The sequence below is a fragment of the Desnuesiella massiliensis genome (assembly GCF_001403615.1).
GTDB classification, from domain to species: domain Bacteria; phylum Bacillota; class Clostridia; order Clostridiales; family Clostridiaceae; genus Desnuesiella; species Desnuesiella massiliensis.
The window spans coordinates 1,322,792-1,347,774 of the sequence record NZ_LN879457.1 but is presented as its reverse complement, the minus strand read 5'-3'; the positions used below and the strand labels follow the sequence as shown (position 1 = coordinate 1,347,774).

22 protein-coding genes are annotated in these 24,983 nt (G+C 33.4%); 4 read left to right on the top strand and 18 right to left on the bottom strand.

What is annotated here, in order from left to right; genetic code table 11:
• Window positions 1-9 precede the first annotated feature (9 nt).
• Window positions 10-216 (bottom strand): DUF1657 domain-containing protein, encoded by a 207-nt coding sequence (locus BN2665_RS24230; RefSeq protein ID WP_055669659.1) that lies wholly within the window; start codon window positions 214-216, stop codon window positions 10-12.
• Between the two features lie 349 nt (window positions 217-565).
• Here BN2665_RS24230 and BN2665_RS24225 point away from each other — a divergent pair, with 349 nt between their 5' ends.
• On the top strand, window positions 566-1,285 hold the full coding sequence (locus tag BN2665_RS24225) for a YetF domain-containing protein (protein WP_055669658.1): 720 nt from the start codon (window positions 566-568) through the stop codon (window positions 1,283-1,285).
• Window positions 1,286-1,453: 168 nt separating this feature from the next.
• Here the strand turns inward: BN2665_RS24225 and BN2665_RS24220 are convergent, their stop codons facing one another.
• The 4 genes from BN2665_RS24220 to BN2665_RS24205 form a co-directional block, all read right to left on the bottom strand.
• Window positions 1,454-2,539, bottom strand: coding sequence for a protease complex subunit PrcB family protein (locus BN2665_RS24220; protein ID WP_055669657.1), 1,086 nt, complete (start codon window positions 2,537-2,539; stop codon window positions 1,454-1,456).
• 76 nt (window positions 2,540-2,615) lie between these two features.
• Window positions 2,616-3,788, bottom strand: coding sequence for an MFS transporter (locus BN2665_RS24215; protein ID WP_055669656.1), 1,173 nt, complete (start codon window positions 3,786-3,788; stop codon window positions 2,616-2,618).
• A gap of 154 nt (window positions 3,789-3,942) precedes the next feature.
• Complete coding sequence (locus tag BN2665_RS24210) at window positions 3,943-4,830, bottom strand: PHP domain-containing protein (protein WP_055669655.1); 888 nt, start codon at window positions 4,828-4,830, stop codon at window positions 3,943-3,945.
• Between the two features lie 40 nt (window positions 4,831-4,870).
• Window positions 4,871-5,899: an ROK family protein gene (locus BN2665_RS24205; protein WP_055669654.1), complete on the bottom strand. Its 1,029-nt coding sequence runs from the start codon at window positions 5,897-5,899 to the stop codon at window positions 4,871-4,873.
• Between the two features lie 185 nt (window positions 5,900-6,084).
• Between BN2665_RS24205 and BN2665_RS24200 the strand changes: the two genes are divergently transcribed.
• Window positions 6,085-7,011, top strand: a complete 927-nt coding sequence (locus tag BN2665_RS24200; RefSeq protein WP_055669653.1) for a transposase — start codon at window positions 6,085-6,087, stop codon at window positions 7,009-7,011.
• Between the two features lie 338 nt (window positions 7,012-7,349).
• On the opposite strand, the gene BN2665_RS24195 is transcribed toward BN2665_RS24200, so the two are convergent.
• The gene (locus BN2665_RS24195) at window positions 7,350-9,752 is read right to left on the bottom strand and encodes a glycoside hydrolase family 31 protein (RefSeq protein WP_055669652.1); all 2,403 of its coding nucleotides are present in this window, start codon (window positions 9,750-9,752) and stop codon (window positions 7,350-7,352) included.
• A gap of 155 nt (window positions 9,753-9,907) precedes the next feature.
• Between BN2665_RS24195 and BN2665_RS24190 the strand changes: the two genes are divergently transcribed.
• Window positions 9,908-10,786: an AraC family transcriptional regulator gene (locus BN2665_RS24190; protein ID WP_055669651.1), complete on the top strand. Its 879-nt coding sequence runs from the start codon at window positions 9,908-9,910 to the stop codon at window positions 10,784-10,786.
• A 167-nt stretch (window positions 10,787-10,953) separates the two neighbouring features.
• Here the strand turns inward: BN2665_RS24190 and ribA are convergent, their stop codons facing one another.
• Window positions 10,954-12,141 (bottom strand): GTP cyclohydrolase II, encoded by a 1,188-nt coding sequence (gene ribA, locus BN2665_RS24185; protein ID WP_055669650.1) that lies wholly within the window; start codon window positions 12,139-12,141, stop codon window positions 10,954-10,956.
• Between the two features lie 90 nt (window positions 12,142-12,231).
• Window positions 12,232-13,317 (bottom strand): bifunctional diaminohydroxyphosphoribosylaminopyrimidine deaminase/5-amino-6-(5-phosphoribosylamino)uracil reductase RibD, encoded by a 1,086-nt coding sequence (gene ribD, locus BN2665_RS24180; protein ID WP_055669649.1) that lies wholly within the window; start codon window positions 13,315-13,317, stop codon window positions 12,232-12,234.
• A 255-nt stretch (window positions 13,318-13,572) separates the two neighbouring features.
• On the opposite strand from ribD, the gene BN2665_RS24175 reads away from it, so the two are divergent.
• On the top strand, window positions 13,573-13,968 hold the full coding sequence (locus BN2665_RS24175; protein WP_055669648.1) for a hypothetical protein: 396 nt from the start codon (window positions 13,573-13,575) through the stop codon (window positions 13,966-13,968).
• A gap of 40 nt (window positions 13,969-14,008) precedes the next feature.
• Here the strand turns inward: BN2665_RS24175 and BN2665_RS24170 are convergent, their stop codons facing one another.
• The 10 genes from BN2665_RS24170 to BN2665_RS24125 form a co-directional block, all read right to left on the bottom strand.
• Window positions 14,009-14,734 carry a GntR family transcriptional regulator gene (locus tag BN2665_RS24170; RefSeq protein WP_055669647.1) on the bottom strand — a complete coding sequence of 242 codons (726 nt, stop codon included), beginning with the start codon at window positions 14,732-14,734 and terminating at the stop codon, window positions 14,009-14,011.
• Between the two features lie 191 nt (window positions 14,735-14,925).
• Window positions 14,926-15,492 carry a flavodoxin family protein gene (locus BN2665_RS24165; RefSeq protein ID WP_055669646.1) on the bottom strand — a complete coding sequence of 189 codons (567 nt, stop codon included), beginning with the start codon at window positions 15,490-15,492 and terminating at the stop codon, window positions 14,926-14,928.
• A 16-nt stretch (window positions 15,493-15,508) separates the two neighbouring features.
• Entirely contained in the window at window positions 15,509-17,104 is a 1,596-nt protein-coding gene (locus BN2665_RS24160; protein ID WP_055669645.1) for a hypothetical protein, read from the bottom strand.
• Between the two features lie 106 nt (window positions 17,105-17,210).
• Complete coding sequence (locus BN2665_RS24155; protein ID WP_055669644.1) at window positions 17,211-18,185, bottom strand: dihydrofolate reductase family protein; 975 nt, start codon at window positions 18,183-18,185, stop codon at window positions 17,211-17,213.
• A 15-nt stretch (window positions 18,186-18,200) separates the two neighbouring features.
• Window positions 18,201-19,637, bottom strand: a complete 1,437-nt coding sequence (locus BN2665_RS24150) for an FGGY family carbohydrate kinase (protein WP_055669643.1) — start codon at window positions 19,635-19,637, stop codon at window positions 18,201-18,203.
• Window positions 19,638-19,657: 20 nt separating this feature from the next.
• Window positions 19,658-20,686 carry a zinc-dependent alcohol dehydrogenase gene (locus BN2665_RS24145; protein WP_055669642.1) on the bottom strand — a complete coding sequence of 343 codons (1,029 nt, stop codon included), beginning with the start codon at window positions 20,684-20,686 and terminating at the stop codon, window positions 19,658-19,660.
• A gap of 35 nt (window positions 20,687-20,721) precedes the next feature.
• Window positions 20,722-21,507: a class I fructose-bisphosphate aldolase gene (locus BN2665_RS24140; protein ID WP_055669641.1), complete on the bottom strand. Its 786-nt coding sequence runs from the start codon at window positions 21,505-21,507 to the stop codon at window positions 20,722-20,724.
• Window positions 21,508-21,551: 44 nt separating this feature from the next.
• Complete coding sequence (locus BN2665_RS24135) at window positions 21,552-22,514, bottom strand: RibD family protein (protein WP_055669640.1); 963 nt, start codon at window positions 22,512-22,514, stop codon at window positions 21,552-21,554.
• Window positions 22,515-22,739: 225 nt separating this feature from the next.
• Window positions 22,740-24,497: a helicase-related protein gene (locus BN2665_RS24130; protein WP_055669639.1), complete on the bottom strand. Its 1,758-nt coding sequence runs from the start codon at window positions 24,495-24,497 to the stop codon at window positions 22,740-22,742.
• A gap of 20 nt (window positions 24,498-24,517) precedes the next feature.
• Window positions 24,518-24,964 carry a GNAT family N-acetyltransferase gene (locus tag BN2665_RS24125; protein ID WP_055669638.1) on the bottom strand — a complete coding sequence of 149 codons (447 nt, stop codon included), beginning with the start codon at window positions 24,962-24,964 and terminating at the stop codon, window positions 24,518-24,520.
• Between the last annotated feature and the right edge of the window lie 19 nt (window positions 24,965-24,983).

Here is a 24,983-nt window from a genome sequence, read left to right as displayed (position 1 = left end):
ACCTCACCTCTACTTCCCTTTATATTGTGGTTCTTCAAATTCTAAAGTTTTTAATCTGTCCTCTATGTCTTTTATAACTGACTCTACTGTTTCCAGTTGATTTTTATATACTTCTTTTTCTTCTTCTCTTCTGCTTTGCACTGAATAAATTCTTAAGGTGCTTTCAATGCCTTTTAAGCTAGCTAATGTTTGTTTTATATTTGACGCTACTGTCATTAATATCAACTCCCTAGATATATAACTGACATTATTGTCTTCATAGTTTGATAAAAATATACCTAAGCTTTATACTCTATATCTTTTTCTTCTTGTGTAAAAAATATAAGCTTATAAATACAAAAGCTATAAACACCAAAGTTAATACAGCCTTTAACCATAGCTTCATAGTATTTCCCTCCTTTTAGTGATATGATAGGTATCTTTAATGTCCATCTATCTCTTTACCTTGCATAATTTTTTTAATTTGCTCAATGCTATTACATAAGGTAGTAAATAATATATTAAAACTTTGGGAATGTATATAGTGTTGCGTACAAAAAAACTTTTATGCGAAAGAGTGATAAAAATGAAGGAGTTATTTGATATTCTATTACAGACGCTAATAGCTTTTTTCTCCATACTATTTATTACAAGGATATTAGGTCGTCAGCAAGTAGCCCAGCTTACTGTACATGAGTACATAAATGGTATTACCTTTGGTTCCATTGCTGCAACTGTAGCAACAGACTTAGGGCAATCAACTGGAGGGCATATAGTGGGATTATTTTTATTTGGAGCCCTAACTTTGTTTATGTCATACCTATCCCAAAAAAACAGAGGTTTAGCCAAAGTAATTCAAGGAGAACCCATACTTGTTATTCAGGATGGACATATCCTTGAGAAAAATTTAAGCAGATTCCACTATACTCTTGATGATTTAACACATTTGCTTAGAAAAAAAGATATATTTAATATTCAAGATGTTAAATATGCCATCCTAGAAACCACAGGAGAAATAAGCGTTCTAAAGGTAGTTGAAAAAGAAAACGTGAAAGTAGAAGACATGAAATTAAAGGTAGACCAAGAAGATCTATACACAGATATTATTGTTACTGGCAATATTATTTATGATAATTTAAAGAAGAGAGATATTTCCGTGAAATGGCTCACTAGCCAATTAAAAATGATGGGCGTGAAAGATATTAAAGACGTTTATTATGCTACTTTAGATAAAGATAAGAAGATATATATAGATTACTTTAATGATAATTTAAATAATCCTGCAGATATTACTGAAGCGCCATAGTGTAGGTAATGCGAAAGATACCATCCTTATTACTATTTAACTTAAACCCAAATAATAAAACTACGTTAAACCTAGTGTTCAACGTAGTTTTATTATAACTTCGGTTCCTTTTGAAGCTCTAAACACCTAAACTATGAGTATTAAAGCTCATTAGAATCTTACTATTTGCTAATGTATATTAATAACAACATCTTCCTCAACTGTAAACTTCATTCTATAACCTTCTATATTATCTTTTATATCGTTTGGCTGTACATTTCTTGAAATATATAAATAATAAGTTTCTCCAAGATTATAATTTATTACGGGTTTTATTCTTATGGTTTTTTTATCTTCTAACAATGAAACTGTTATAAGAAATTTATTCCCTTTGCTGTTTAAGATATATACTGTTTCAGTATTAACATTTTTATCTAGCATCTTATTTTCAAATTTAATGCTCCATATCTTATCCTTAGGAACCTGGGAATAGCTCTTAAGGTCTTTCCAATTTTTCTCTTTATCCTTGTCCTTTAGCTTTATGATATTTTTAAAAGGTAAATAGCTATTTCCCTTATAATTTACAGGTGTTCCTAGAGAATATTTTACTATGACATTATCTCCTTTTAGAAGATGCAGCTTTTTGTCCAGACCCTTGTCTCCTCTATCGTTATAAAAATAATGTAGATTTCCTTTTGCATCCTCAACGGTTAGATATTTTCTCTTATCCTTCTCTTCATAATTTTTCACTTTACCAGTTATTGTACCTGCACCTATTACTGGCGGCTCCTGTTCTTTTACAGAAAGGTTTACATATTTCTCGTTGAGCTGATTTACTACAGTGACATTAGGAGTTACCCCTTTAACCTTAATAACTGTATAAGGATAAGTTATAACCTGTGCTTGCATGTAATCAGGTGAGGGTTTATTTTCCGAAATAAATATATTAGTTCTGCCCTCATTGTCTTCCACATAATTCACTCCTATAGAATATCCGGTCGTTGGCCTTGCACCATATAAAATAGCTACATATAAATACCCAGTTTTATCTTCCATAAGAGAAATATATCCTTTTTTCTCTTTATTGATTTCGATTTTATTTTTTAAATCCGCGGGAACCTCTTCATTTTTCAAAACTTGAAAATTTGCTTTGTTTACCGCAATAGGATTTATAGGTTTTTTACTATCACTGTCATTAGTAGAAGCATAGGCAGCATTGCCTGTACCACTTAAAAGCATCACTATGGACAGGGCTATTATCGATTTAAATTTCATATTAATCCCTCCTAGTCTTTACCATTTATTATTTCAAATATAAGACGAAGATAAAACGAAAAAGTTACCCTTACCTTTAACATTTTTTAGATTTTTTCATAAATTTATTAATCTTCTCTGAATTTACAAGCATTATTGAAATATAGCATAATAAAAAGTATGGAAAAATCGCAATGCTTGTTTTAGAAGCAATAAAACCTAAAAGAGGAGGCATAAAGGTACTGCCCATATAGGCGAAAGCCATTTGTAAGCCCATTATAGATTGTGATGCTTCCTTACCAAAACGGTTTGGTGTTTCATGAAGCATGGAAGGATAAATTGGAGCGCAGCCTAGCCCTAAAAGGATTAAACCAACCATTGAAAAATAAGTGGGTAAAGGCAGTATTAAAGTAATTGCTCCCATCATGCAAACCACTTGTCCTGACCTAATTAAGGTTTTATTATTAAATTTTATTGTAAGAAACCCTGATAGAAATCTTCCAATAGTAATTCCTGCATAAAATAAAGAAATCCATTTTGCAGCTTCTCCCGCTGACAGGCCTTTATAATTTACTAAGTAGCTGCTTCCCCATAATCCTGCTGTAGCTTCTGTGCCGCAATAGCATACAAAGGAAACTAAAGCTAATTTTACCCCAGGAATTTTTAAAGCAGAGGTGTTTTGATGACTTTTTTCTTCTTCCTCAGCTTTATTATCGTCCTTTCCTATCCTATTCCATAGTGGAAGGGTTATAAAAAGCACCGCTACCAAAGAAAACTGTATCATGGATATGGTAAAGTAACCCTTTTGCCATTGATTGTTTTTTGCGATAAATAAAGACATAATAATGGGTCCTAAAGTTGCACCAACTCCCCAAAAGCAGTGAAGCCAGCTCATATGCTTAGCCTTATAATGTAGTGCAACAAAATTATTTAGGGCTGCATCTACGGAACCCGCACCTAAGCCTAAGGGAATAGCCATTATGCATAACCATATAAAAGAAGGAGCAGCTGAAAAACCAAATAAGGCCACTGCCGTCATGGCTACGCTTACAAAAGTTACCTTTCCAGTACCAAAGCTTTTTATTGCTTTGCTGCTAAATAAGCTTGAAATAATGGTTCCTCCAGAAATAATCATGGATATGATCCCAGCACTAGAAAAAGCTACTCCTAAATCAGTGTGTATAACGGGCCATGCTGATCCTAATAAAGAATCCGGTAATCCTAGGCTGATAAATGACAAATAAATAATAATTAAAATTAATGTTATCATAATGTTCTCCTTATGAATAAAATATGGGGACGGTTCATTCAAAATTTAATAAAATAAAACTAAAAAACTGATCGTTTGTCTTATTTTATGTGAAAAATTATAGATAAATTTTTATGTTATATATCTATAACTTATTTGAAATTCTTAGTAAGAGTCAGGATTTTATTTTTCTCATTAATGCCTGATAGATTTCTTCCTCTGCATTATCACAATGAACACCACCTAATTTTATGGCAGGCTTTGTTTTGCCATGAAAATCACTGCCCACAGTTTTAATCAAATCATATTTTTCTGATTGCACCTTATAAAATTCTCTCTGCCTCTGGGAATGATAGCTGCTATACACTTCCATACCCGCAATTCCAGCTTTTACAATATGGTTCAGCAGTTCCTCATCTTCCTTTACATTGTTTCCTGGATGGGCTAACACGGGAATACCTCCTGCTGCATAAATTAGCTCTATAGCTTCCTGAAGACTAATAAATTTTATAGGTACATAGGCTTTTTTTCCCTTAGAGCAAATATCCCAATAAAAATTTACATAGGGGTTATCGCTTCGCTCTCCTTGAGGATAATAAGGGATCATCAGCGGATTGTTCTTATTCCTACTATCCTTAAGAGCCACCTCTGCAATGATTTCTCCAGTCACTACTCCATCTCTAGACAGCTTCATAACCTCATCAGAATCAAAGTCAATGCCCATAGCTTTCACAAGATCCATTCTTTTTTTTGCTGCTGCCCTTTCTTGTTCTTCAATTCCCTTCTCTATTTTTTCAAAAGCTCCATGTTGAGGATCTATACCATAGCCTAGCACATGTAAATCCACATCTCTAAAGCTGCAATCCAGTTCTATGGCAGGAATCAGTTGAATACCTAATTTATCAGCATAAAGTTTTACTTCCCCCACTCCTCTCACGGAATTATGATCTGCAAGAGCAGCTACTTTCACCTCAGCATCAAAGCAAAACTCCATTAATTGTTTTGGTGAAAACTCGCCATCATCACTTATATTAGAGTGCATGTGTAAATCTAACCAACCCATATTATAACTCCCCTTTTCTTCATAATTTTATTTTAAAATTTTACGAATTTATCCTACGAGTTGGATTATTAAGGTGTTCTAAGGTCATAGAGCTCAAACCCTTTAAATAATACTCCTCTACATTGCTTTCTAATCGAACTTTTGGCATATGCGCTTTGGGTACAATTTGGCTGCTGTAGTCACATATTTCCTCCAGCATATCCTCTGCCAGGTTAGTTCCAGTCATAACAATGGTATGAGGATTGATAATAGCTGTCAAAGAGCATAGGGTTTTTGCTACAAGCTGAATGACTCCATTCCTGTCCTTTAGCTGCTCCTTCTGTTCATCATGACTGCAGCCAAAGGGCAAATAAGAAACCTCTCCTGCAAAATTTGTATTTCCTCTGATAATGTGTCCATCTACAATAATTCCTGAACCTGGCCAATTGTCTTTAAAAAAGGAAACCACTGCTATGGATGTGTCCTCCTCATACTCTCCACCTTGGTAAAAACCATAGGCAATCAAGTTCATATCATTTTCAACCACCACATCTCTTCCTAGTTTATCTGTTAACTTCTCTGCTAAAGCACAGTGATTTAATTCTTCTATATCACAAAAATCAATGACATTTTCCTTGTTCACCACCCCAGGTATACCAATTCCTATGGCTTCAATATTCTCATATTCTTCTATAAGCTCTTCCACAAGCTTTTCTAATTCTTCATAGCCAATATGCTCTTTTACCATAGATTTATCTTTTATGATGTTTCCTAAAAGATTAACCACTGCATAGTTTAGTATTTTTTTCTTGTTTTCATAGATCATATAAATACAGCAGATATAAGAATAATTTTCGTTAAATCTATAAGCCTTTGCTGGTCTTCCCACGCTAGAATATTCATTATTTACTTCTAAAATCTCTCCTGTAGCCTCTAGTTCATTTAAAATGGTGTTGCAGGTAGCCACACTAAGACCTGTAATTTGCGCAATGGTTGTCTTTGTTCCACTGGGTAATGCCTTTAATGCATTCTTTACAATTTCCACGTTATATCTTTTTACCTGAGCGGTATTACTTACCATTTGTTTCATGCAGCATTCCTCTTTTCATAATTATTATAATACTTATAATAATTATTATAATAATAGTTGTAATAAGTGTCAAGTTAGGGGACGGTTCATTCAATGTTTAATAAAATAAAAACCTAAAAGACTGATTATTTATCTTATTTTATGTTAAAAATTATAGATAAAATTTTATGAAATGAGGTTTTTTTATGCCAAGATCTAGCAGAATAAAAGATGATAGAGCCATCTACCATATAATTGTTAGGAGTATCTCAGAGGTTAACGCCTTTAAAAAAGATATTGACAAAGAGCGGTACTTAAATCAAATGAAGCACTATAAAGAGATATTTAATTTTAAAGTGCATGCTTATTGTATAATGTCAAATCATGCTCATTTTGCTATTGAAGCTATGGGCGCAGATATATCAAAGATAATGCACGGATTAAATTTAAAATATGCAGTGAGTTACAATAAAATTTATGAAAGACATGGTCATTTATTTCAAGATAGATTTAAAAGTAAAATAGTTGATTCTACTAGTTATTTTGCTACATTGATAGCATATATCCATAACAATCCAATAAAAATAAAAGGCTATGAAAAATCTCCAGAGAAATATAAATTTTCTAGCTTAAAGGTATATTTAGGTATTGAAAAAGACAATACAGGATTATTGGATGAAGAGGATATAAGAAAAAAATTCGAGATAAATAGAGAGATTACAAGGGAAAATTATTTGAAATTTGTTTATCTATGTGATGATGCAAAACTAGAAAAGGAAATGGAACTTCAAAATCAGAAATCAGAATATAAGAATGAAAAAGAAATATTGATAAGAAATTTTAACGCTGAAGAAATATTAGATTTTATAGCAAAAGAAACTGGTATAGATAAAATATTAATTTATATAAAAAACAATAAGAAGTCTAGAGATTCCAGAGCCTTGGCAACACTACTCATGCGAGGATTATGCGACTATAAAATAAAAGATATATGCAAAATAATCGGCAATACAACGCAATCAACAGTCTCTAAAATGTGTAATTTTGCAGTGCATTTAATAAGCAGCGAAGAAAGATATAGAAATCTTATCTTCAAATTTCTAAACCAATATAAAGTTTCTTTAGAAATTTAACTAAAATAATAAAATTAAATATATTTCTTACTTTTTATTTTAAAAAATAATGGAAAGTTCTATTTTTATACACAAATTCATTTTGGACAAGCTCCTTAATATAATATTTACTTAAGAATTTGTTATAATATAGAGAAACAACTTTATCTAATAATACTTATATATATCCCAAAATATCCTATTTAAACTATTATGGTGAATGCATAAACTATTAGTCTACGTTATTTCTCTATAATTACAACATAATTAAAACTATATCTCTATTTATAGATCTTGCGTTTAGAGTATTAATTTAATCTATGAATTTTATTTAATCTAAAAAATGAATGAACCGTCCCTTACTTTTCTTTAATAATTATCCTACCTTCCTCAGCTGGCACAATAAACTCAATATGATTATTATTTTCTTTAAATTCTACCTTTTTATCCTTAAAATATACTTCTTTAACTGAAGTCATATTGGAAGTCTTATTGGAGGTCTTATTGTAAAGTACTTTAAAGCTTTCATAGCCTTTAAAGCCTTCATGAGTTTTTCTTATATCAATAGCAACTTCTGTAGCTTCAGTAGCCTCATCCTTTACTTCCATAGAAAATTCATATAAAGTATATTCTCCTTCTCTGTAATTAAAGCTTTCTCCATCATCCATGTAGTGAACATAATTTCCTTCACCTGGATAGATATCAAGAGTTAATTCTTTAATTTCCTTTTCTCCCACATAGCTTTGCACTGGATAGTTTGGAATTATGCTTCCTGCCTTAACATAAATAGGACAAACATCTAGAGGAGCCTCTTTTGCTATTAGCTGTGCTCCTTCAATAACCTCTTTAGTCCAGTAGTCCATCCATGTTCCTTCTGGCAAGTATACTGCTCTATAGGTTTTCCCTTGTTCTAATATAGGAGCTACAAGAATATTTTCACCAAATAAGAACTCATCATTTATCTCATGAACCCTATCATCTTGCTCATAATGAAGCACTAGTGGTCTCATTACTGGTAATCCAGTGCTTTCACCCTTCCACATTAGGTCATATAAGTATGGGAGCAATTTATATCTAAGCTTTATATATTTTCTATTTATATTTAAGGTTTCTTCATCAAAGGCCCAAGGCTCTTGGTCTCTGGTGTGAATGCAGGAGTGATTCCTAAATAAAGGTGTAAAGCATCCTACCTGTACCCATCTTGATAGTAATTCTCCGGTGCAGTCAAAGCTGAAACCTCCTACATCAGTGCCGCAAAAGCTGATGCCGCTGATCCCTAAATTTAAAAGCATTGGTATGGACATTCTTAAATGCTCCCAGAAGCTTTGATTATCCCCGGTCCATACTGTAGAATATTTTTGTGTTCCAGCATAGGCGGCTCTAGTTATTACGAAAGGACGTTTGCCGCTGTATTTCTTTATTCCCTCAAAGGTAGCCTTGGACATAAGATGTCCATATACATTGTGAATTTCAGTATGATCTGTGTTTCTTCCTTCATTTTCAAATTGTACATCATCAGGAAGAGCTCCATTAAAGCTAGCAGGCTCATTCATATCATTCCATATACCTGCTACCCCTGAATCTAGCATTATCTTCTGGTTTTCTGACCACCAGTTTCTAGTTTCCTCTTGTGAAAAGTCTGGGAATACAGAATCTCCTGGCCACACTCTATTTACATAAGTTATGCCATCCTTGTCTGTTGCAAAATATCCATTTTTTAATCCAGTTTCATATATATCATAGTCTTTTTCCTTTTTAACTCCTGGATCGATTATGGTAACTATCTTAAAGCCCTGCTCTTTAAGGTCTTTTAGGGTTTTCTTTTCCTCTGGGAATCTTTCCTTATGCCAAGTGAACACTTTAAAATTGTCCATATACTCAATATCTAGGTGAATAACATCACAAGGAACATCCTTTTCTCTAAAGTTCTTTGCAATCTCCCTTACCCTGCTCTCTGGTGCATAAGCCCATCTGCTTTGCTGATAGCCTAATGACCAAATTTGAGGTAGTGGAGTTTTTCCTGTTAGATTTGTATAGCCCATTAATATATCTTGAATGCCTTTACCACCTATAAAGTAATAATCTAAATTTCCACCGTCAGCCCCAAAATAGTAATATGCTGAGTTTTCTTTTCCCATATCAAAATAAGATTTAAAAGTATTATCAAAGAATATACCAAATACCCCTTCATCCCTTAGGGTTATGAAAAATGGAATGGTCTTATATAATGCTTTGTAGCTTTCTACATGAGGACTAGGATCATCCGTATTCCACATTTCATAATTATATCCTCTTTTATTTAAATGACCAGTCTTATCACCAAGGCCATAGAATTTTTCATCCCCAAAGAGCTTTTTAATTACCTCAATTTTATGTTTTTCATTATTTGTCTCTACATTATGTCCCTCTTCTTCAGCTATGCTCACATTTCCTCTTCTAATAAAAGGATCTCTTTCTTCCCTAAAATCTTCACATAGTACTCTTCCCTGTTTATCATAAAAATCCACCTTAAAATCCTCATAAACCTTAACCGTTAAAGCCTCTGTTTTAATCTCAATGCAGCACTCCTTTGCTTTAACCTTAAAGCTGCAGCTCTCTATCTTTAAATCCTCTATAGCTCTGGAATAATGATCATCATATTTTAAGGGTGAAAAAATATTTATTATCCAAGGAGTTATTATCTCTACCCTTCCTTGGCCCTCTTCAAATTGAAAGAATACTTTATTCTTTTCTATACTATGGCTTAATATCTTACCAAACATAATAATCCTCCAAACTTCTATAATTAATTTTCCTTGTTATTTTAACTTGAAAACCTTATATTAATATTATATATATCTTCAGACCATAAAACTTGCTTTATTTTAGCTTAAAAATAACACTATTTTGACATATACATATATAAGGAGTTTGCTTCATGTATACAGAAAAAAATACCTTAAGAGAAACCGTAGACAGAGGGGATGCTGTTATACCTTTTTATATCTATCATCATTATTGGAGCCAGTACAACCTATATTTACATTGGCATAATGAGTTTGAAATAATCTATATGGAAAAAGGTTTTTCAGTATTTACAGTGGATACCCTGCCTATTAAAGTATCAGCGGGGCAATGCATAATTGTTAATAGCGGTCAGCTTCATTCCGCTCATTGCATGAATAATGAATTTTCACAGCATCATGCATTATTGTTTGATTTGAACTTTTTAAGCGGTATAAGCTCTGATTATTGCCATAGCAAATATATAGCTCCCCTATTAAAGGGGCAGTTTAGACTACCTTTAATAGTTGACGAAAAATCCCAGTGGGGCAGTGAGGTAATTAGAGAAGTAAGGGAAGCTATTAAAATCTACGATTCAAAGGAACTTGGTTGGGAAATAGGCATAAAGGCTTCTTTATATAAAATCCTCTCCTTTATAGCAAGAGAAAATAAATTCCTCATTGAAGAAAGCAGCACTACTTCTTCCATAAATTACAAAATCAATATAATAAAAAAATCCTTAAATTATATACAAAATAACTACACTAAAAAAATATATATTGAAGACCTAGCTAATGAGGTAAATATGAATCCTCAGTATTTCTGTAGATTTTTTAAAAAGAATATAGGTAAGACCCCTGTAGACTATATTAACCAATATAGAATAGAACAAGCAGTTAAAATAATTAAAACTGAAGATAAAAATATCTCAGATATATGTTTTGAGGTAGGTTTTGATAATTTCAGCTATTTTATAAGAAAGTTTAAGCAATATAAAAATTGTACTCCAAATAAATACAAGCAGCTTTTCTAATTCATAGTTCTAATCCATAGTAAGTGAAATTCTTCGCTAAAGTCTAAAAAAATATAAAATTAAAAAGCAAAACTAGGCTAAATATTCAGCTTAGTTTTGCTTTTATTTATAATTTTAACTTTTTGCAGAATAGCAGAGAAAAATCAACCTTCTTTGTTCATTATGAATTAATATAAGTGTCCCATCTTCTCTTTTTTAGTTTTAAAATATCTTTCATTATGAAGATTAGTATCCATTATTAGAGGAACTCTCTCAACAATCTCTATGCCATGACCTTTAAGTCCTATTATCTTCTTAGGATTATTAGTCATAAGCCTTATCTTTCTTGCATTTAATTCGCTTAAAATTTGAGCACCTATACCATAATCTCTCATGTCTGCTGGGAATCCAAGGGCTATATTAGCCTCTTCAGTATCAAAGCCTTCTTCCTGAAGCTTGTAAGCCTTTATCTTATTTATAAGTCCTATTCCTCTTCCTTCTTGCCTTAGGTAAAGTAATATTCCCTTACCCTCTTTTTCTATGGTATTTAAAGCTGCGGCTAATTGTTCTCCACAATCGCATTTTAGTGAGTGAAAGGCATCCCCTGTCAAGCACTCTGAATGAACTCTAACCAATACAGGATCATCTTGATGAATATCGCCCTTTACTAAAGCCACATGATGTTCCCCATTTAGCTTATTCACAAAGCCTACCATTTTGAAATCTCCATAAGCTGTAGGTAAGTTTGCTTCCGCTTCTCTAACCACATAGCACTCACCTTCTCTTCTATAAGCGATTAAATCCTCAATAGATATAATCTTTAGTCCATGTTCCTTAGCGAATTCTATAAGCTGAGGCAGCTTTGCTATGGAGCCATCCTCATTTAATATTTCTGATAAAATTCCTGAAGGATAAAGTCCCGCTATAACAGCTAAGTCTACTGCTGCTTCAGTATTGCTGGCTCTCTTAAGCACTCCACCTTTAATAGCTTTTATAGGAAATACATGACCTGGCATTTTAAACCTATTTGCAGCTTCACCTTCCTCTGTAAGCTTTCTTATAGTGAAAGCTCTATCTTCTGCAGATACACCACTTCCTGAATCTATATGGTCTAGAGAAAAGCTATAGCCTGAAGCCTGAAGCTGTTTATTTCCGCTTATGACCTGAGGCAGGTTTAACTCATCTATTCTCTCCTCTATTAAGGCCATATGTATTATGCCCGCTCCATGCTTCATCATAAAATTTACATCTTCTTTTTTTACTAGCTCTGAAGCCATTACAAAGGCTCCTCCATTTTCTAAATTATCATCATCTACAACTATTAAAATCTTACCATTTTTAAGATCTTCTATAGCATTTTTAATGTTTGAGAACATTCTCTTTTCCTCCTTATAAGCTATAAGCTATTATGCTTTATTAAATTATAGCTAACTTATTTATATTATTATGATTATTCTTATTAAAAACTAATATTCTATATATCCTTTAAAAATCACATCATTACCTACTATTTCATGAGTTACCCTTTTCAATAAAATAGCATCTCTCATTCTTTCAATTCCAACTCCTCCCACCGGAGTTACGGCATCTTTTCCCCCAATAATCTTTGGAGCTATGGCGGCATAAACTTTATTTACTATTCCACTTTCAAAGGCTGACGCTAGTACTGCACTGCCACCTTCTATATATAGCGAATCGATTTCCATATCACCCAAGGCCTTTATAATATCCTTAAAATCTATTCTTCCATCCTTTTCTTCTAGCTTTAAAAGCTGAACTCCTTTTTTAAGCAGAAGCTCCTCTTTCTCCCTTAGAATAGATTTAGATGCTATGATAAGAGTCTTGGTTCTTTCATCTACCTCTAATACTTTAGAATGGATGGGTAAATCACCGTATTTAGAGAGTATAACTCTTAAGGGATTTGATATTTCCACTCCCTCTAATCTGGTGGTTAACAGCGGATCATCCAATCTAACTGTATTCTCTCCTACCATGATGGCAGCTACTCTTTGTCTTAAGTGATGAACGAACTTTAAGCTATCCTCAGAGCTGATCCATTTTGAATCCCCAGTTCGACTAGCCAGCTTTCCATCTAAAGTCATAGCCCATTTTGTAAATACAAAAGGGATATGTTTAGTTATATAATGTGCATATATTTCATTTAGCTCCTGGCACTGCTCACTTAAGACTCCTATTTTCACCTCTATGCCATGAGATTTCATTAAGGCTATGACATCTTCTTCCTTATCAGGATTTGGATCCAACATTCCTATATATATCCTTTTAATGCCGCTATTTATTATAGCCTTCAAAAAAGTATCTTTATCCTTAAAAGGCTCTATGTTTAAATACATTTCACCATCTCTCAAGTCTTCAGGGACATTGTTTAATGCCTCTATTTCTGCTGAGTGGCTGCTATAGGCTTTATAGAACCCTTCTCCTACTATGCTGTGTTCTTTTACTATTACTGCGCCAGCTAAAGGATGTGGATTTACAAAGCCAATGCCCTTCTTTGCTAATTTAATAGCTCTATTCATAAATTCTTCTTTCATATACTCCTCCATTAAGGCTTTCTTTACAAAATACCTTGAAGAATTACTTTTTTATTCTAAATTTATCACAAGCACAAAGGAAGGTCAATATCATTTAATAATTATTATCTTTTAGCAATTTGATCTTTGTATGAACATTATTCTTACACAAATCAACAAATTTAGATTAATTTTTTAATTTATTATATATTTGAATTAAAAATATGATATAATTTCCATGTGCTTATTTTTAACTATTTAAAAGGAGTTTAGTCTATGCTAATTAAAGATGCTAAAGGTAAATATGAACTTCTGATAGATGCTGAGAGATTCATTGTGTATGAAAAAGACATTGGCTCTTGGACAAAGGAAGATACAATTCGTCTTAAAGATGAATATTCACATAAAATACTAAAGGTATTATCAAAAAAAGAATGGTTTAAGTGTGTTGATTTAACAGAATATAATTTTTCTGATATACACCAGGATATAAATGAATTCACTGCTTGGTGCGTTGAAAATGGTCTATTTGGAGCTATTATAATCGTGGCAAATGAAATTATTGAAATGCAAATGAATATTAGCGCTATTTATTCTAATATAAAATTCAGCCCTATTATTTTTAAAAACGAAAGAGATGCTAAAAATTGGCTGGATTCTCATTGGCTTTAAAAAATCCAATTGCAATTAACGCAATTGGATTTTGTATTTATTATTTATGCTCAACTTCTAATACATATTGATCACTTCTATATAAACTATAGGTTAGCTCTATTGGTACATTATTATCAACATAAGCAATTCTTTGAGTTAATAGTACTGGAAAACCTACCTTAACTTCCAACAATTCGCTAGTTTCAGCATCTGCCGCAATTGCTTCTATTATGTCCTTAGATCTTATGATGTTTCTGCCACAAATATTTCTAATGGATTCATATAGAGCATTATTCTCAAAATCAACCTCTAATAATTCTTCGCACAATTTTGCATTTAAATAAGTATCCTGAACAACTATAGGTTCATTGTTTACAAGCCTTAACCTTTTTAAGTGTATCACCTTTTGTGTAAAGGGAATATTTAATTTCTTTACAATGTCTTTTGATGGCACTTCTAATTGTTTTAAGAATACCTTAGTGTTAACTTTAAATCCTTTCTTATTCATAGAATCATTAAAGCCAACTATATCTAAGTGAGAACCTTCTTTTCTTATCTTGCTGACATAGGTACCGCTGCCCTGAATTCTAGTAAGATATTCATTGTTAACCAGCTCTGCTAGTGCTTTACATACAGTCATCCTGCTAACTCCAAATTCTTCAGCTAATTTATCTTCAGAGGGCAATTTTTCTCCAGTCTTGTATTCTCCACTTATAATTTTATTATAGATAACCTCTCTTATTTGCAAATAATAGGGCGATTTCTTAAAATCATTCTTATTCATTGCTGAAACCTCTTTTTATTTTTTAATAAAAATTTAAAATCACGTATAGTAATATTAGCATACTACTAAAAAAAATACAATATTTGAAAATTCCTTAGGGGTAAATGGAAGAAGCCATAATATTTTTAAAGTGTAAAAATTCATATCACATTAAATAATTATGGCTTCTCATGCATTATTAAACTTTCTTCCTATTTAGAACACAATTCATTTAATCTATGTGCCAAGAAGCGAGCTTGGTCTACAGCTTTTACATTATCTTTTGCTGGGTATTTATCTGTTTCTTTTGCATATACTGAACCTATTTGCTCTGTTTCAGTATGATCGAAGATATAGTCCGCTACTCCCTCAGCTAGTATTTGAATATTAGGCCAATTACCACCAGCGGTAATTACTAATGCACCATATTTAGGTTTTAGATTATCCTTGTCAACTTTTCTGATATGTCTAGAGGACCAATAGGATTGAAGTCTTGAACATACTGAAATAGCCTTTCCGGAAATAGTTCCAAAATGCATTGGGGAAGCTATAATAACAGCATCGCAATCTACTAGATATTCGTAAATATCCTGCATCTCATCTTTTATAGAGCACCCTTTTTTGTTATAACAATATCTACAATCTAAACATGGAGAGATATTGGCTGTATAACAATCTACGATTTTTATTTCACCTTTAAGTATAGCTGTCATTTCTTTTATTAAGGCCACAGTATGTCCAGATTTACGAGGGGAACCATTTAAAATTAAAGTTTTCATATTTCTTCTATCCTTCCTAATTATCTATTTTTTCAGGCTGCAGTTCTTTAACAGATTTGCTTAATAGTGAAAGTATAAAGAACAATATTGCGCCCACTATATATAACCAAAAATATTGAGGAGCTGCATAAGTTTTTATTGCACTAGAATGAATTAATCCTATAAAAGCACATCCGCTGGCTACAAGGAATGTGATTGCCACTGCATTCCATTTCCTATCTATTATAAATATCAATATACAGGCATATAAAATAGCAATACACATGGAACCTTGAGATAAACTTTCATATCCGGCAGCAATACCTGAGGAGGCTAAGTCTGAAGCTGAAACCACCACATCACCTGCTGAAAAGTTTACTCCTGCTCCCTTAAGAGCCACACCCATAGCATTTTTAGCGGCACCTACAGCTCCTCCAATTTTACCATATATTAATTCGAATAAAGGTATTGCTACAGCTACAATCATGGCAGGATAGTATTTTTTCTCAACAACTTCAAAGGCCTGAGTACCTGTTGATATAGCAGCAAATATTAGCAGTACCAAAGTAGCAGCAGCTGGTATGCTTGATGTTGCTATAGCCACTAACCCGCTGGCACATAATACTAGATATATTATACCAGTGAACATAGCATAGGATGCACCGGCTTTAGCTTTTTTCCAAGCTGGATGTCCCCAATAATAGTTAACAGGGAATGGATTTCCAAATAGTGCTGCAATTAAGTTTACAATGCTTTGTGATAGCATGCACACCCTTCTATCATAAATTTCATTACTAGCTGCTGCCTGTTCTACAGATTGTATCATAGCAATGATATCTGAAAATGCAAAGGCAACTACTAGTGGTAAAAAGGTAAGGGCAGTTTTAAAAGCATCACTTGTAAATAATTGAAATTGTGGTAATGGAATATATATTCCTATGGTATTAAAGGAATCTAAAAGTGCATTAATCTTCATAAAACCTATAGCCCAAGCTATCACAGTACCTGCACCCACTGCCACAAAAGCTGGCGATAACTTTTTAATATTTATTTTTGCAAAATAGAAGGTTAATAAAATAAATAGTGTAGGTATCATAATAATAGGCTGAGCATATCCTTCTCCTAGGGAGGCAATTAAAAGCCAAGCCATAGAACCTCCAACTAAGCTTCCAAGCATAGCTTGAGATGGAACAAACTTTAATATATATTTAATCACAAAGGAACTTAAAAATATAAATGATGAATAGAGAATATTGGCTATAACAGCTACTTTCCAAGCAAATATTGGATCATTAGTTGAAAAGTATACCGGTATGAGTATAGCATTTAACCAAACAAAGAACGTACCCCCACTGATTCCAGCCGGCAGAGCTGTAATATCAGGATTATTTGTTTTACTTCCTACATATCTTGCGTAATATGTACTAAAGGTTAATAACAAAAATGCGGCTAATCCGATAGATGATACGATTTTGCCATACATAATATTACTTGGCATCTTCATAACGCCCATCATTACACTTACACCAACTAATATCTTTGTGAACCCATCAAAGAAAACCCCAATAGTTGCATCAAAATCTCCTGCTTTAAGCCAAGGTATCACATTTCTTGACTTACTATTATTTCCCATTCCAACCACTCCTCTAACTTTTTATACTTAATGACCAAAGTACACGTTTACATCTTCCTTTTAAACTATTGGTTAAATTTCTACAAATCTAACCAATAGCTTTTGCTTACATAAACTCATAATTGAATTTATATCTATAGTAGGTAAAATACTCGTTATAGATGTGTATCGATAATAATTTTGTATGGGGATGAGAATCTGCTAAAAATCCCTTATCCGCCTTGCCTAGTGTCATGGTGTCTCCACCGCCTATATACACTGCGGAAACATTTAAGAAAAATTCATCCATCATCTTTTGCTTTACAAGAAAGTTACCATAACCAGGTGATTCAATTAGAAGTCTATTTATACCTATAGTTTTTAGAATCTTCATTATTACCTGGGAGTTCGGGTAGCCATCTGCTCCAGTTACTATAACAGGTAATGTTCCATTGCCTAGGTTTTTCAATTTTTTAATAATGTCTTCTTTGTTTTTCTCCACATCAGAAATACTATTATATGGACCTACTAAAATCATTTCACCATTAAAATTTTCTTTTAAAAATTCATATCCTTTTAGTGAAGTGGAAATAAGAGATGGCACTTCCATGTTAGTAAGGATGTGATGATTTAAGGGAATATCTGTTGCATCTAGAGACATTACAATGTTTAATGGTACCTTTGTAAGACCAGCTTTTTCCCTATCTGCTTGAATATCCGCATCCATAACATGCATAGAATAGTCATCATCCGTACCAAGGGAGTTTCCCCCTATAACGGCACCATCACAGACGCCTCTAAGTGCATTTAAAATCCAGAAATCTGTATCCTTACCGCCTCCCGCTAACATATTCTTCGCTGCTACATAAAAGGCACTAGGCTTGTCAGCATATGCCAGCTTACCATCTATAGAGGACACAAAGGATGAAAATATATAGGGTCTATCCTCTGGATAGCTTGGAAATTTCAAATCATCTTCATAAACCGCTCTAATCTTTTGTGAAGGCACAGGGATATTATCATATTTCTTAAGTTCGGGACTTTCATAAAGTTTTTTTATTTTTATTTCCTCTGTATTAAAAGGCTTAGTTGCTAAAGTCATAGTGTACCTCCTAATTTACTCTAGTTGGCTATCTAATTCATAAATACTGTTTTTTATTTTTTTATACTTTTTAAATAAATCATTATAGACTTCAACATCCTGCACATTTGGCTTGATTATAATATCATCCTTATACCAGCTGTTTTTAAGATCATTAAAGTCCTTAATTTCTCCTGCCCCATAACCAGCTAAGAAGGCAATGCCTAAAACAGTACACTTTTTCCTAGAAAAATGCAGTTCTCTGCCCAATACGTCAGCTATAATTTGACATATTTCCATAGAGTCAGCTCCGCCTCCAAAGATGTTTACCTGGTTAATATCCTTGTGGAACTCTTCAATATTTGATCTTATATTATAGGAAATACCCTCTATTAATGCTTTATATAAATGAAATTGATGGTGCTTTCCTCTATATCCTAAAATATATTCTCCATCTAATCCAAAGAAGGATTTAGCAGTTTGCTGCTTATAGTGAGGTATATAGTATAAGCCTTCTGAGCCTGCGGGTATTTTTTTAAGACTCTCATCTAACTCTTCCCATCCAGAGTATCTTAATGTGTTCTTTAAATGGGAAACTGATTCACCAAAGGACAGAATCCTTCCTACAAAATTACCTCTATCATCAGCAAAATGGGGCAGTTCCACATAATTTTCAGGAGATCCATCTGCATAGATTATGGTGGTAGAAGTGCCTAGATATATCATTAAATACTTTTTCTCATAGGCCCCTCCTCCAAGCATAGAAGAAAAGGTATCCCCTGTTCCCGCAATTACTTTTGTATCTATGCTCAGCCCAGTTTCTTTAGATACTTCTTCTGTAACCTTGCCAATAACATGATTTGCTGGGCATGGTTCAGGGAAAATATTTTTATCAATATCAAGAAGCTCTATTTTTTCATCTATCCATTGTAATTTTTTATCATCGAATACTCCACCGATTATTGTTGAAGTATCATAGTCTATGGTGCTCTTACCTGTGAGCTTATAGGCTATATATCCGTGGGGAACTAGGACTTTATGTATTTTCTTATAATTTTCAGCTTCGTTATTTTTTACCCACATTAACTTAGGAAGCAAACAGCCATGTGAAATAGAAACATTTAACTTATTATTTATATATTCAAGTTCCTTAACGGCTCTAACATCAGTATGCAATATGGCCTTTCTAACTGCTTGTCCATCTTTATCGATGGGACAAAATCCAGGTACTAAGCCTGTTATGCCTATAGCCTTTATTTCTTCCGACTTAACATCCGTTGAATTTAAAAAATACTTCACAGAATCTTTAAATTCCTTCCACCACATGTTCATGTCCTCTTCTTGATAACCAGCTTTTAAAACTTCAATCTTATGATCCATTTGCTTTTTTGCAATGATATTGCCATCAATATCTGTAAGTATAGCTTTAGAACCTTGCGTTCCTATATCAAATCCCATAAGATAAGTACTCATTCTCTCATCTCCCATTATCATTAATACATTTTTACAATAGGTCTATAGGACGTAATTGATTTGGCTTCCTTTATAGCGTCTTCTATCTTGTCAAAGGGGAATTGTGAGGTAATAAGTTTATCAAGAGGCAATTCCTTTAAACTTAATAACTCTGTGGCTACTCTAATGCTTTCCTTAGTATGCTTTGTCACACCAGTGATGGTAACCTCTTTGTAATGAAACATCTTAGGATCCACTGTAAAGCAGTCGTTTGCTCCTGTACCACCGTAAATCACAAGTACTCCTCTTATGGCTAAAGCTGATATGGCTCCTTCTATAGCTGCCTTTCCGCCTGCAGTAAAAAATGCCTTTTCTACTCCCCTGCCATCAGTAATATCATGTACAACCTCTTCTAAATTTTCATTTATAGGGTCCACTACGTAATCAGCACCAAATTCTAAAGCTTTTTTTCTTCTTAATTCATTGGGCTCACTTACAATTACCTTTGCTCCTCTTAATTTTGCAAGTAATAAGTGTATAATTCCCATAGCTCCAGCACCACAAACAAGGGCGTAATCGCCGCTATTTACATTAGCCACATTTAAACTGTGTGTAACGCAGGCCAAGGGTTCTGCCAAAATCCCTCTTTCATAGGGCACACTTTCATCAATTTTAAATACTTCATAGCCTTTTGCGACAAAGTACTCAGCAAAGCCTCCTGGACCATCTATTCCTTTAATCTTTTGAGTATCCTTTGCATTTTCACATTGATTGTCATAGCCTTTCCTGCAATAATAGCATTCACCACATCTTGTAAGGCTTAAAACTACTACCTTATCTCCTTCTTTAAACTTTTGAGAAACCTTAGCTCCAACCTTTTCTACAACTCCACAAATTTCATGTCCGCCTGCAAAGGGAAATCCCTTTGATTTTCCATAATAAAATCCTTGTTCAAAGGTGCATATTCCTACAGCTTTTACTTTTACAAGAATCTCATCCTCCTGCATTTGAGGAATTTCTACATCAATCAAATCAATTTTGCCAGCCTCGGGCATAATTGCAGCTTTCATATTAACAACCTCCCGCTCTTCATAATAAGCTTAGTTTACCTTCCACTTTTTAGGATTTCATAAGCTTCTTCTACGGATACATTCTTATGTATAATAGCAGCTAGGGCTCTTGTCATATTTACTGTGTTTCCTATACCCCAAACATTTCTTCCTATAGCAACCCCGCTTGCTCCTTGATCCATAGCGTCTTTAATAGATGCTAAAAATTCTTTTTCGTCATTGGTCTTTGCTCCGCCTAATACAACAAGAGGAACAAAAGTTTCCTTTACTACTCTTTCAAAGCCTGGAGCATACGCTGTTTTAATAAAATCACATCCTATTTCACAGGCTATACGAGCACCTCTTGCGATATTATCAAGAGTTTTGAATTCTTTTCCGGCATCAAAGCCACCTGGCACCGGCTCAGCACACACTGGCATTCCTATACTGTCGCAGAAGCTTATAGTTTCTGCTAAATGAGGGTATGTAATCTCTTCAACCCCAACACCTTGTCCTACATTTACCATAACAGCATCTGCACCCATTCTCATAGCGTATTCTGCATTAAAGGTAAGTCTGCTGTCATGACCTTGTCCCATGTATGTGGGAGGTAAATCTAGACGCGCTATATATCCAATAGGTGCTAATTCTTTTGCAAACCTTCTTGCTACACCGAAGTTTACTAAAGCAGCGTCTGCACCACCCTCAATAATTTGTTCAATAGTTTCTCCAGGGCACTCCAATCCTGGTGATGCTCCATTATATGTGCCGTGGTCCAAAGCCACTATTAACGCTTTTCCATCTTCTTTAAAGATATGATTAAGTCTTCTTATTTTGCTCATTTAAAAATCTCCTTTACCTTTTTATTTATACTTAAAAGCATTCTTTATCTGTTAGGCTTAACTCCATACATAAGTTTATATCTGGTATACAAAAAGTATGAGTTATGAATGTGTATAGATACAATCTCACTATGTGGATGATCTATAGAGGAAAATGAATTATTTTGACTGCCAATGCTTGTTGCTTTACCGCCGACAAATACGCTGGAAGTGTTAATAAATGCTTCATCTAACAATCCCTTTTGCATTAAGTAGTGACAGTAGGTTGGAGATTCTACTAAAACTCTCTCCATTCCCATAGCACGAAGAACCTTAAACATTTCTTCTGGATTTGTTTCCTTATCGCAACCAGTGATAGAAATTGCTATCTTTCCCTTATTACCATTTATCAGCTTCCTTATTTTTTCTTTATCTTCTTCACTTTCTACCACAGGAACTATGAAATAATCCTTTTTAATCTCCATTTTTAAGTTTTCAAAACCCTTTGGTGAGGTAGAGATTAAAACTGGAACCTCTTCACATTGAAATACAGGGTTTTCAAAAGGAATACTTTTCCCCGTGGAGGTTACGATTACTGTCCATGGAGCTATAGGTTTTCCTGCCTTGACCCTAGCCTCTATAATATCTGGATCATAGGCGCTGCCTGAGTAACTAGGCTCTTTTATAAGAGTACCAGATCCTATTATAATTCCATCACAATTACCTCTTAACATGTTCAAAACCCAAAAGTCTGCAAAAGCTCCTGCTGAGTCCAAATAATTATTTTTTGCAATAAGTGGTCCCACTTCGTCGTCTTCAAAGGCAATTTTGCCGTCGATTGACATTACATAGGATGCGTAAGTAATAGGTCTGTTCTCTGGTATTTCACCAAAATTTAGCGTTCCATATACATCCTCTATTTTTTTACAAGGAAGCCCGGGGTTCTTATATCCCATCTTTTCTGTGTTATCAAACAATCTTTTAAGTTGAATTTCCTTAGAGTCAAATACCACTTGTGGTAGTGCCATAGTTAATACCTCCATCCCTTTCAATTATTTAAAATCCTAATAATGTAAAATTGTATATACAACTATATGTTTATATGACTATTATATTACTATAATTTGCCTTTGTAAAGGTTTAATATAATGTTTTTTAATATATAATCCTATCTACCAATAAATAAAAAACTGTGGTTTCTAGAATCTAACTCTAGCAACTCACAGTTCTTTGCTTATTCGTATTCTTCATTTTTAAATTCTTCTAAGTATCTTATTTATATCTTCACTAGTATTAGCTCTTTCTTCATAAACCCATTTAAGGTCTAAATCTAAATTAAAGTTTTTAGAGAAAGAATAATATAGATTTATCTTTTGATAATAGATCTCTAATTCATATAATTCCTTGAATCTGCATTCTGGCTTAGTAAGAGCCTCTTTTTTTGCTATGAAGGCTTCATCCATAAACTCTAGAAAAGTCCTCATCATTGTAGGGTTCGTAACATCAAAGGGAATTCTCATAAGCTTCCATTGAATTCTTTCCTCTAATTTGTAGCTTTTAATAGTGTCAAGAATCAATATATATTCACTGATATCCATCTTTCTATAATAATGAATATTATCTTTTCTAGTACTCCATAAAGCTAGTTTTTCTTTTAAAGGTAAATTCTTAATTTTAAGTATAGCTTCACTAGGTCCTACCACCGCTTCTTCTAAAACTCTATCTTCGCAGTCTAGCATATCCTTTATAAAATTTTGTGTATCTCCATAGGAGGCCACGTAACCTACCTCATATAAGCCCTTTCTCCCTGATCTACCTGCTATCTGCTTAACCTCTTGAGAGTTTAGGAATCTAACCTCATAGCCATCAAACTTTTTAGTGTCCATAAAGATTATTCTTCTTATAGGTAGGTTCACCCCCATACCTATGGCATCTGTGGTTATTAAAATAGAGTTTCTCTTATTTATAAACTCTTCATATTGCTTTCTTCTAACTTCTGGAGGTAAATCCCCATAGATTAAACTGGATTTAATGCCTAGCTCAGAGAAATAGAAGGCTAGCTCCAACACTCTCTTTTTGGAAAATACCACTAGGGCATCTCCAGCTTCTATAGCTTTATAGTTAAAGGGCTCATACTCCATCTCCAGAGGTATATTTCTTTTATATTCTTTTACTTCATACTCATCCTCACAATCCTCTAGAATATCTATTAATAGCTCCTTAGCATTAGAGGCCCCGCACACATGTATTTCTTTGCATTTTAAGCCTAAAAGAGCCCTAGTCCAAGCAGCTCCCCTTTTAGAATCATCAATCATTTGAATCTCATCTATAATTGCTATATCATATTCTTCATTTATATCTAGTTTTTCAATGGTACAGGAAATATGAGTGGCTTCTTCCACAAGAATTTCTTCTTCACCTGTTATTAGATTGCACTTCACACCTTCATTATTTAATCTCTCATAGTTTTCTAGAGCTAGTATTCTTAAAGGTGATAGATAAATACCTTTTCTTGCCTGCTTTAGCCTTTGCATGGCATTATAGGTTTTACCTGTGTTGGTTTCCCCTAAATGAAGATAAAACTTTCTTTCATAATTCCTAGCTTCCTCATATTCATCCTTAGGGTTTAATGGGAAGACCCTGTCAAACTCCTTTGAAACCAATTCTGGAATATGCTTAGAAATAAGCACCGTCATTATGCCTGAACTTAAATAAGCTTCATAGTCTTCTCTTATGATCTTTCTATGATCAAAATTAGTGCCATTTTTATTATTATAATCTGCTACTAGCTTTTCAGAGATATATTCTAGTAAATCTAAGTATCTTTGAATTACAAAATCATAATCACTTAAATTTTGATTTTCATATTCCTTTAAGGCTTTGATCTTCTTCCTTATGGCTGCTTCATGCTCCCAAAGAGCATTTACCTTGGTATGCTTTACTATATCTTCCGTTTGATATAATACGTTTTTAATCTTCCTAAAATTTCTTTCTATAGCTGCTCTCTTCATAAATATCCCTACTTTATTTTTTATTGTCCCTCATAAAGCATTTCTATATGAGGAATATCATCTTCTAAATATACCTCTGATACCTTTTTAAACCCTAATGCTCCATAGAAATTCTCCAAATGAGCCTGAGCTGAAATTCTTATTTTATTTTGCCCAAATTTCTCTTCTATAACCTCTATGGCCTTTTTCATAGTTAAAGAAGATAATCCCTTCCTCCTAAAGTCCTTATGAACCACCACTCTGCCTATGGACATCTCTTCATAGGATACCCCTTTTTCCAATATTCTGACATAGCTAACTATTTTACCTTGCTGCGTTGCAAATAAATGCATAGATTTTTGATCCTTATAATCTAAATCTTGATAGGCACAGTTTTGCTCCACCACAAAAATTTCACTTCTCAATGAAAGGATTTCATACAACTCATTTATATTTAACTCATTAAAAGCTTTTATTGTAAATTCCACCTTTAATCCCCCTCGTTTA

Bases quoted from the DNA above. Each gene is read 5' to 3' on its own strand.
- BN2665_RS24230 (WP_055669659.1), bottom strand. From the start codon at position 216: ATGACAGTAGCGTCAAATATAAAACAAACATTAGCTAGCTTAAAAGGC.
- BN2665_RS24225 (WP_055669658.1), top strand. From the start codon at position 566: ATGAAGGAGTTATTTGATATTCTATTACAGACGCTAATAGCTTTTTTC.
- BN2665_RS24220 (WP_055669657.1), bottom strand. From the start codon at position 2,539: ATGAAATTTAAATCGATAATAGCCCTGTCCATAGTGATGCTTTTAAGT.
- BN2665_RS24215 (WP_055669656.1), bottom strand. From the start codon at position 3,788: ATGATAACATTAATTTTAATTATTATTTATTTGTCATTTATCAGCCTA.
- BN2665_RS24210 (WP_055669655.1), bottom strand. From the start codon at position 4,830: ATGGGTTGGTTAGATTTACACATGCACTCTAATATAAGTGATGATGGC.
- BN2665_RS24205 (WP_055669654.1), bottom strand. From the start codon at position 5,899: ATGAAACAAATGGTAAGTAATACCGCTCAGGTAAAAAGATATAACGTG.
- BN2665_RS24200 (WP_055669653.1), top strand. From the start codon at position 6,085: ATGCCAAGATCTAGCAGAATAAAAGATGATAGAGCCATCTACCATATA.
- BN2665_RS24195 (WP_055669652.1), bottom strand. From the start codon at position 9,752: ATGTTTGGTAAGATATTAAGCCATAGTATAGAAAAGAATAAAGTATTC.
- BN2665_RS24190 (WP_055669651.1), top strand. From the start codon at position 9,908: ATGTATACAGAAAAAAATACCTTAAGAGAAACCGTAGACAGAGGGGAT.
- ribA (WP_055669650.1), bottom strand. From the start codon at position 12,141: ATGTTCTCAAACATTAAAAATGCTATAGAAGATCTTAAAAATGGTAAG.
- ribD (WP_055669649.1), bottom strand. From the start codon at position 13,317: ATGAAAGAAGAATTTATGAATAGAGCTATTAAATTAGCAAAGAAGGGC.
- BN2665_RS24175 (WP_055669648.1), top strand. From the start codon at position 13,573: ATGCTAATTAAAGATGCTAAAGGTAAATATGAACTTCTGATAGATGCT.
- BN2665_RS24170 (WP_055669647.1), bottom strand. From the start codon at position 14,734: ATGAATAAGAATGATTTTAAGAAATCGCCCTATTATTTGCAAATAAGA.
- BN2665_RS24165 (WP_055669646.1), bottom strand. From the start codon at position 15,492: ATGAAAACTTTAATTTTAAATGGTTCCCCTCGTAAATCTGGACATACT.
- BN2665_RS24160 (WP_055669645.1), bottom strand. From the start codon at position 17,104: ATGGGAAATAATAGTAAGTCAAGAAATGTGATACCTTGGCTTAAAGCA.
- BN2665_RS24155 (WP_055669644.1), bottom strand. From the start codon at position 18,185: ATGACTTTAGCAACTAAGCCTTTTAATACAGAGGAAATAAAAATAAAA.
- BN2665_RS24150 (WP_055669643.1), bottom strand. From the start codon at position 19,637: ATGAGTACTTATCTTATGGGATTTGATATAGGAACGCAAGGTTCTAAA.
- BN2665_RS24145 (WP_055669642.1), bottom strand. From the start codon at position 20,686: ATGAAAGCTGCAATTATGCCCGAGGCTGGCAAAATTGATTTGATTGAT.
- BN2665_RS24140 (WP_055669641.1), bottom strand. From the start codon at position 21,507: ATGAGCAAAATAAGAAGACTTAATCATATCTTTAAAGAAGATGGAAAA.
- BN2665_RS24135 (WP_055669640.1), bottom strand. From the start codon at position 22,514: ATGGCACTACCACAAGTGGTATTTGACTCTAAGGAAATTCAACTTAAA.
- BN2665_RS24130 (WP_055669639.1), bottom strand. From the start codon at position 24,497: ATGAAGAGAGCAGCTATAGAAAGAAATTTTAGGAAGATTAAAAACGTA.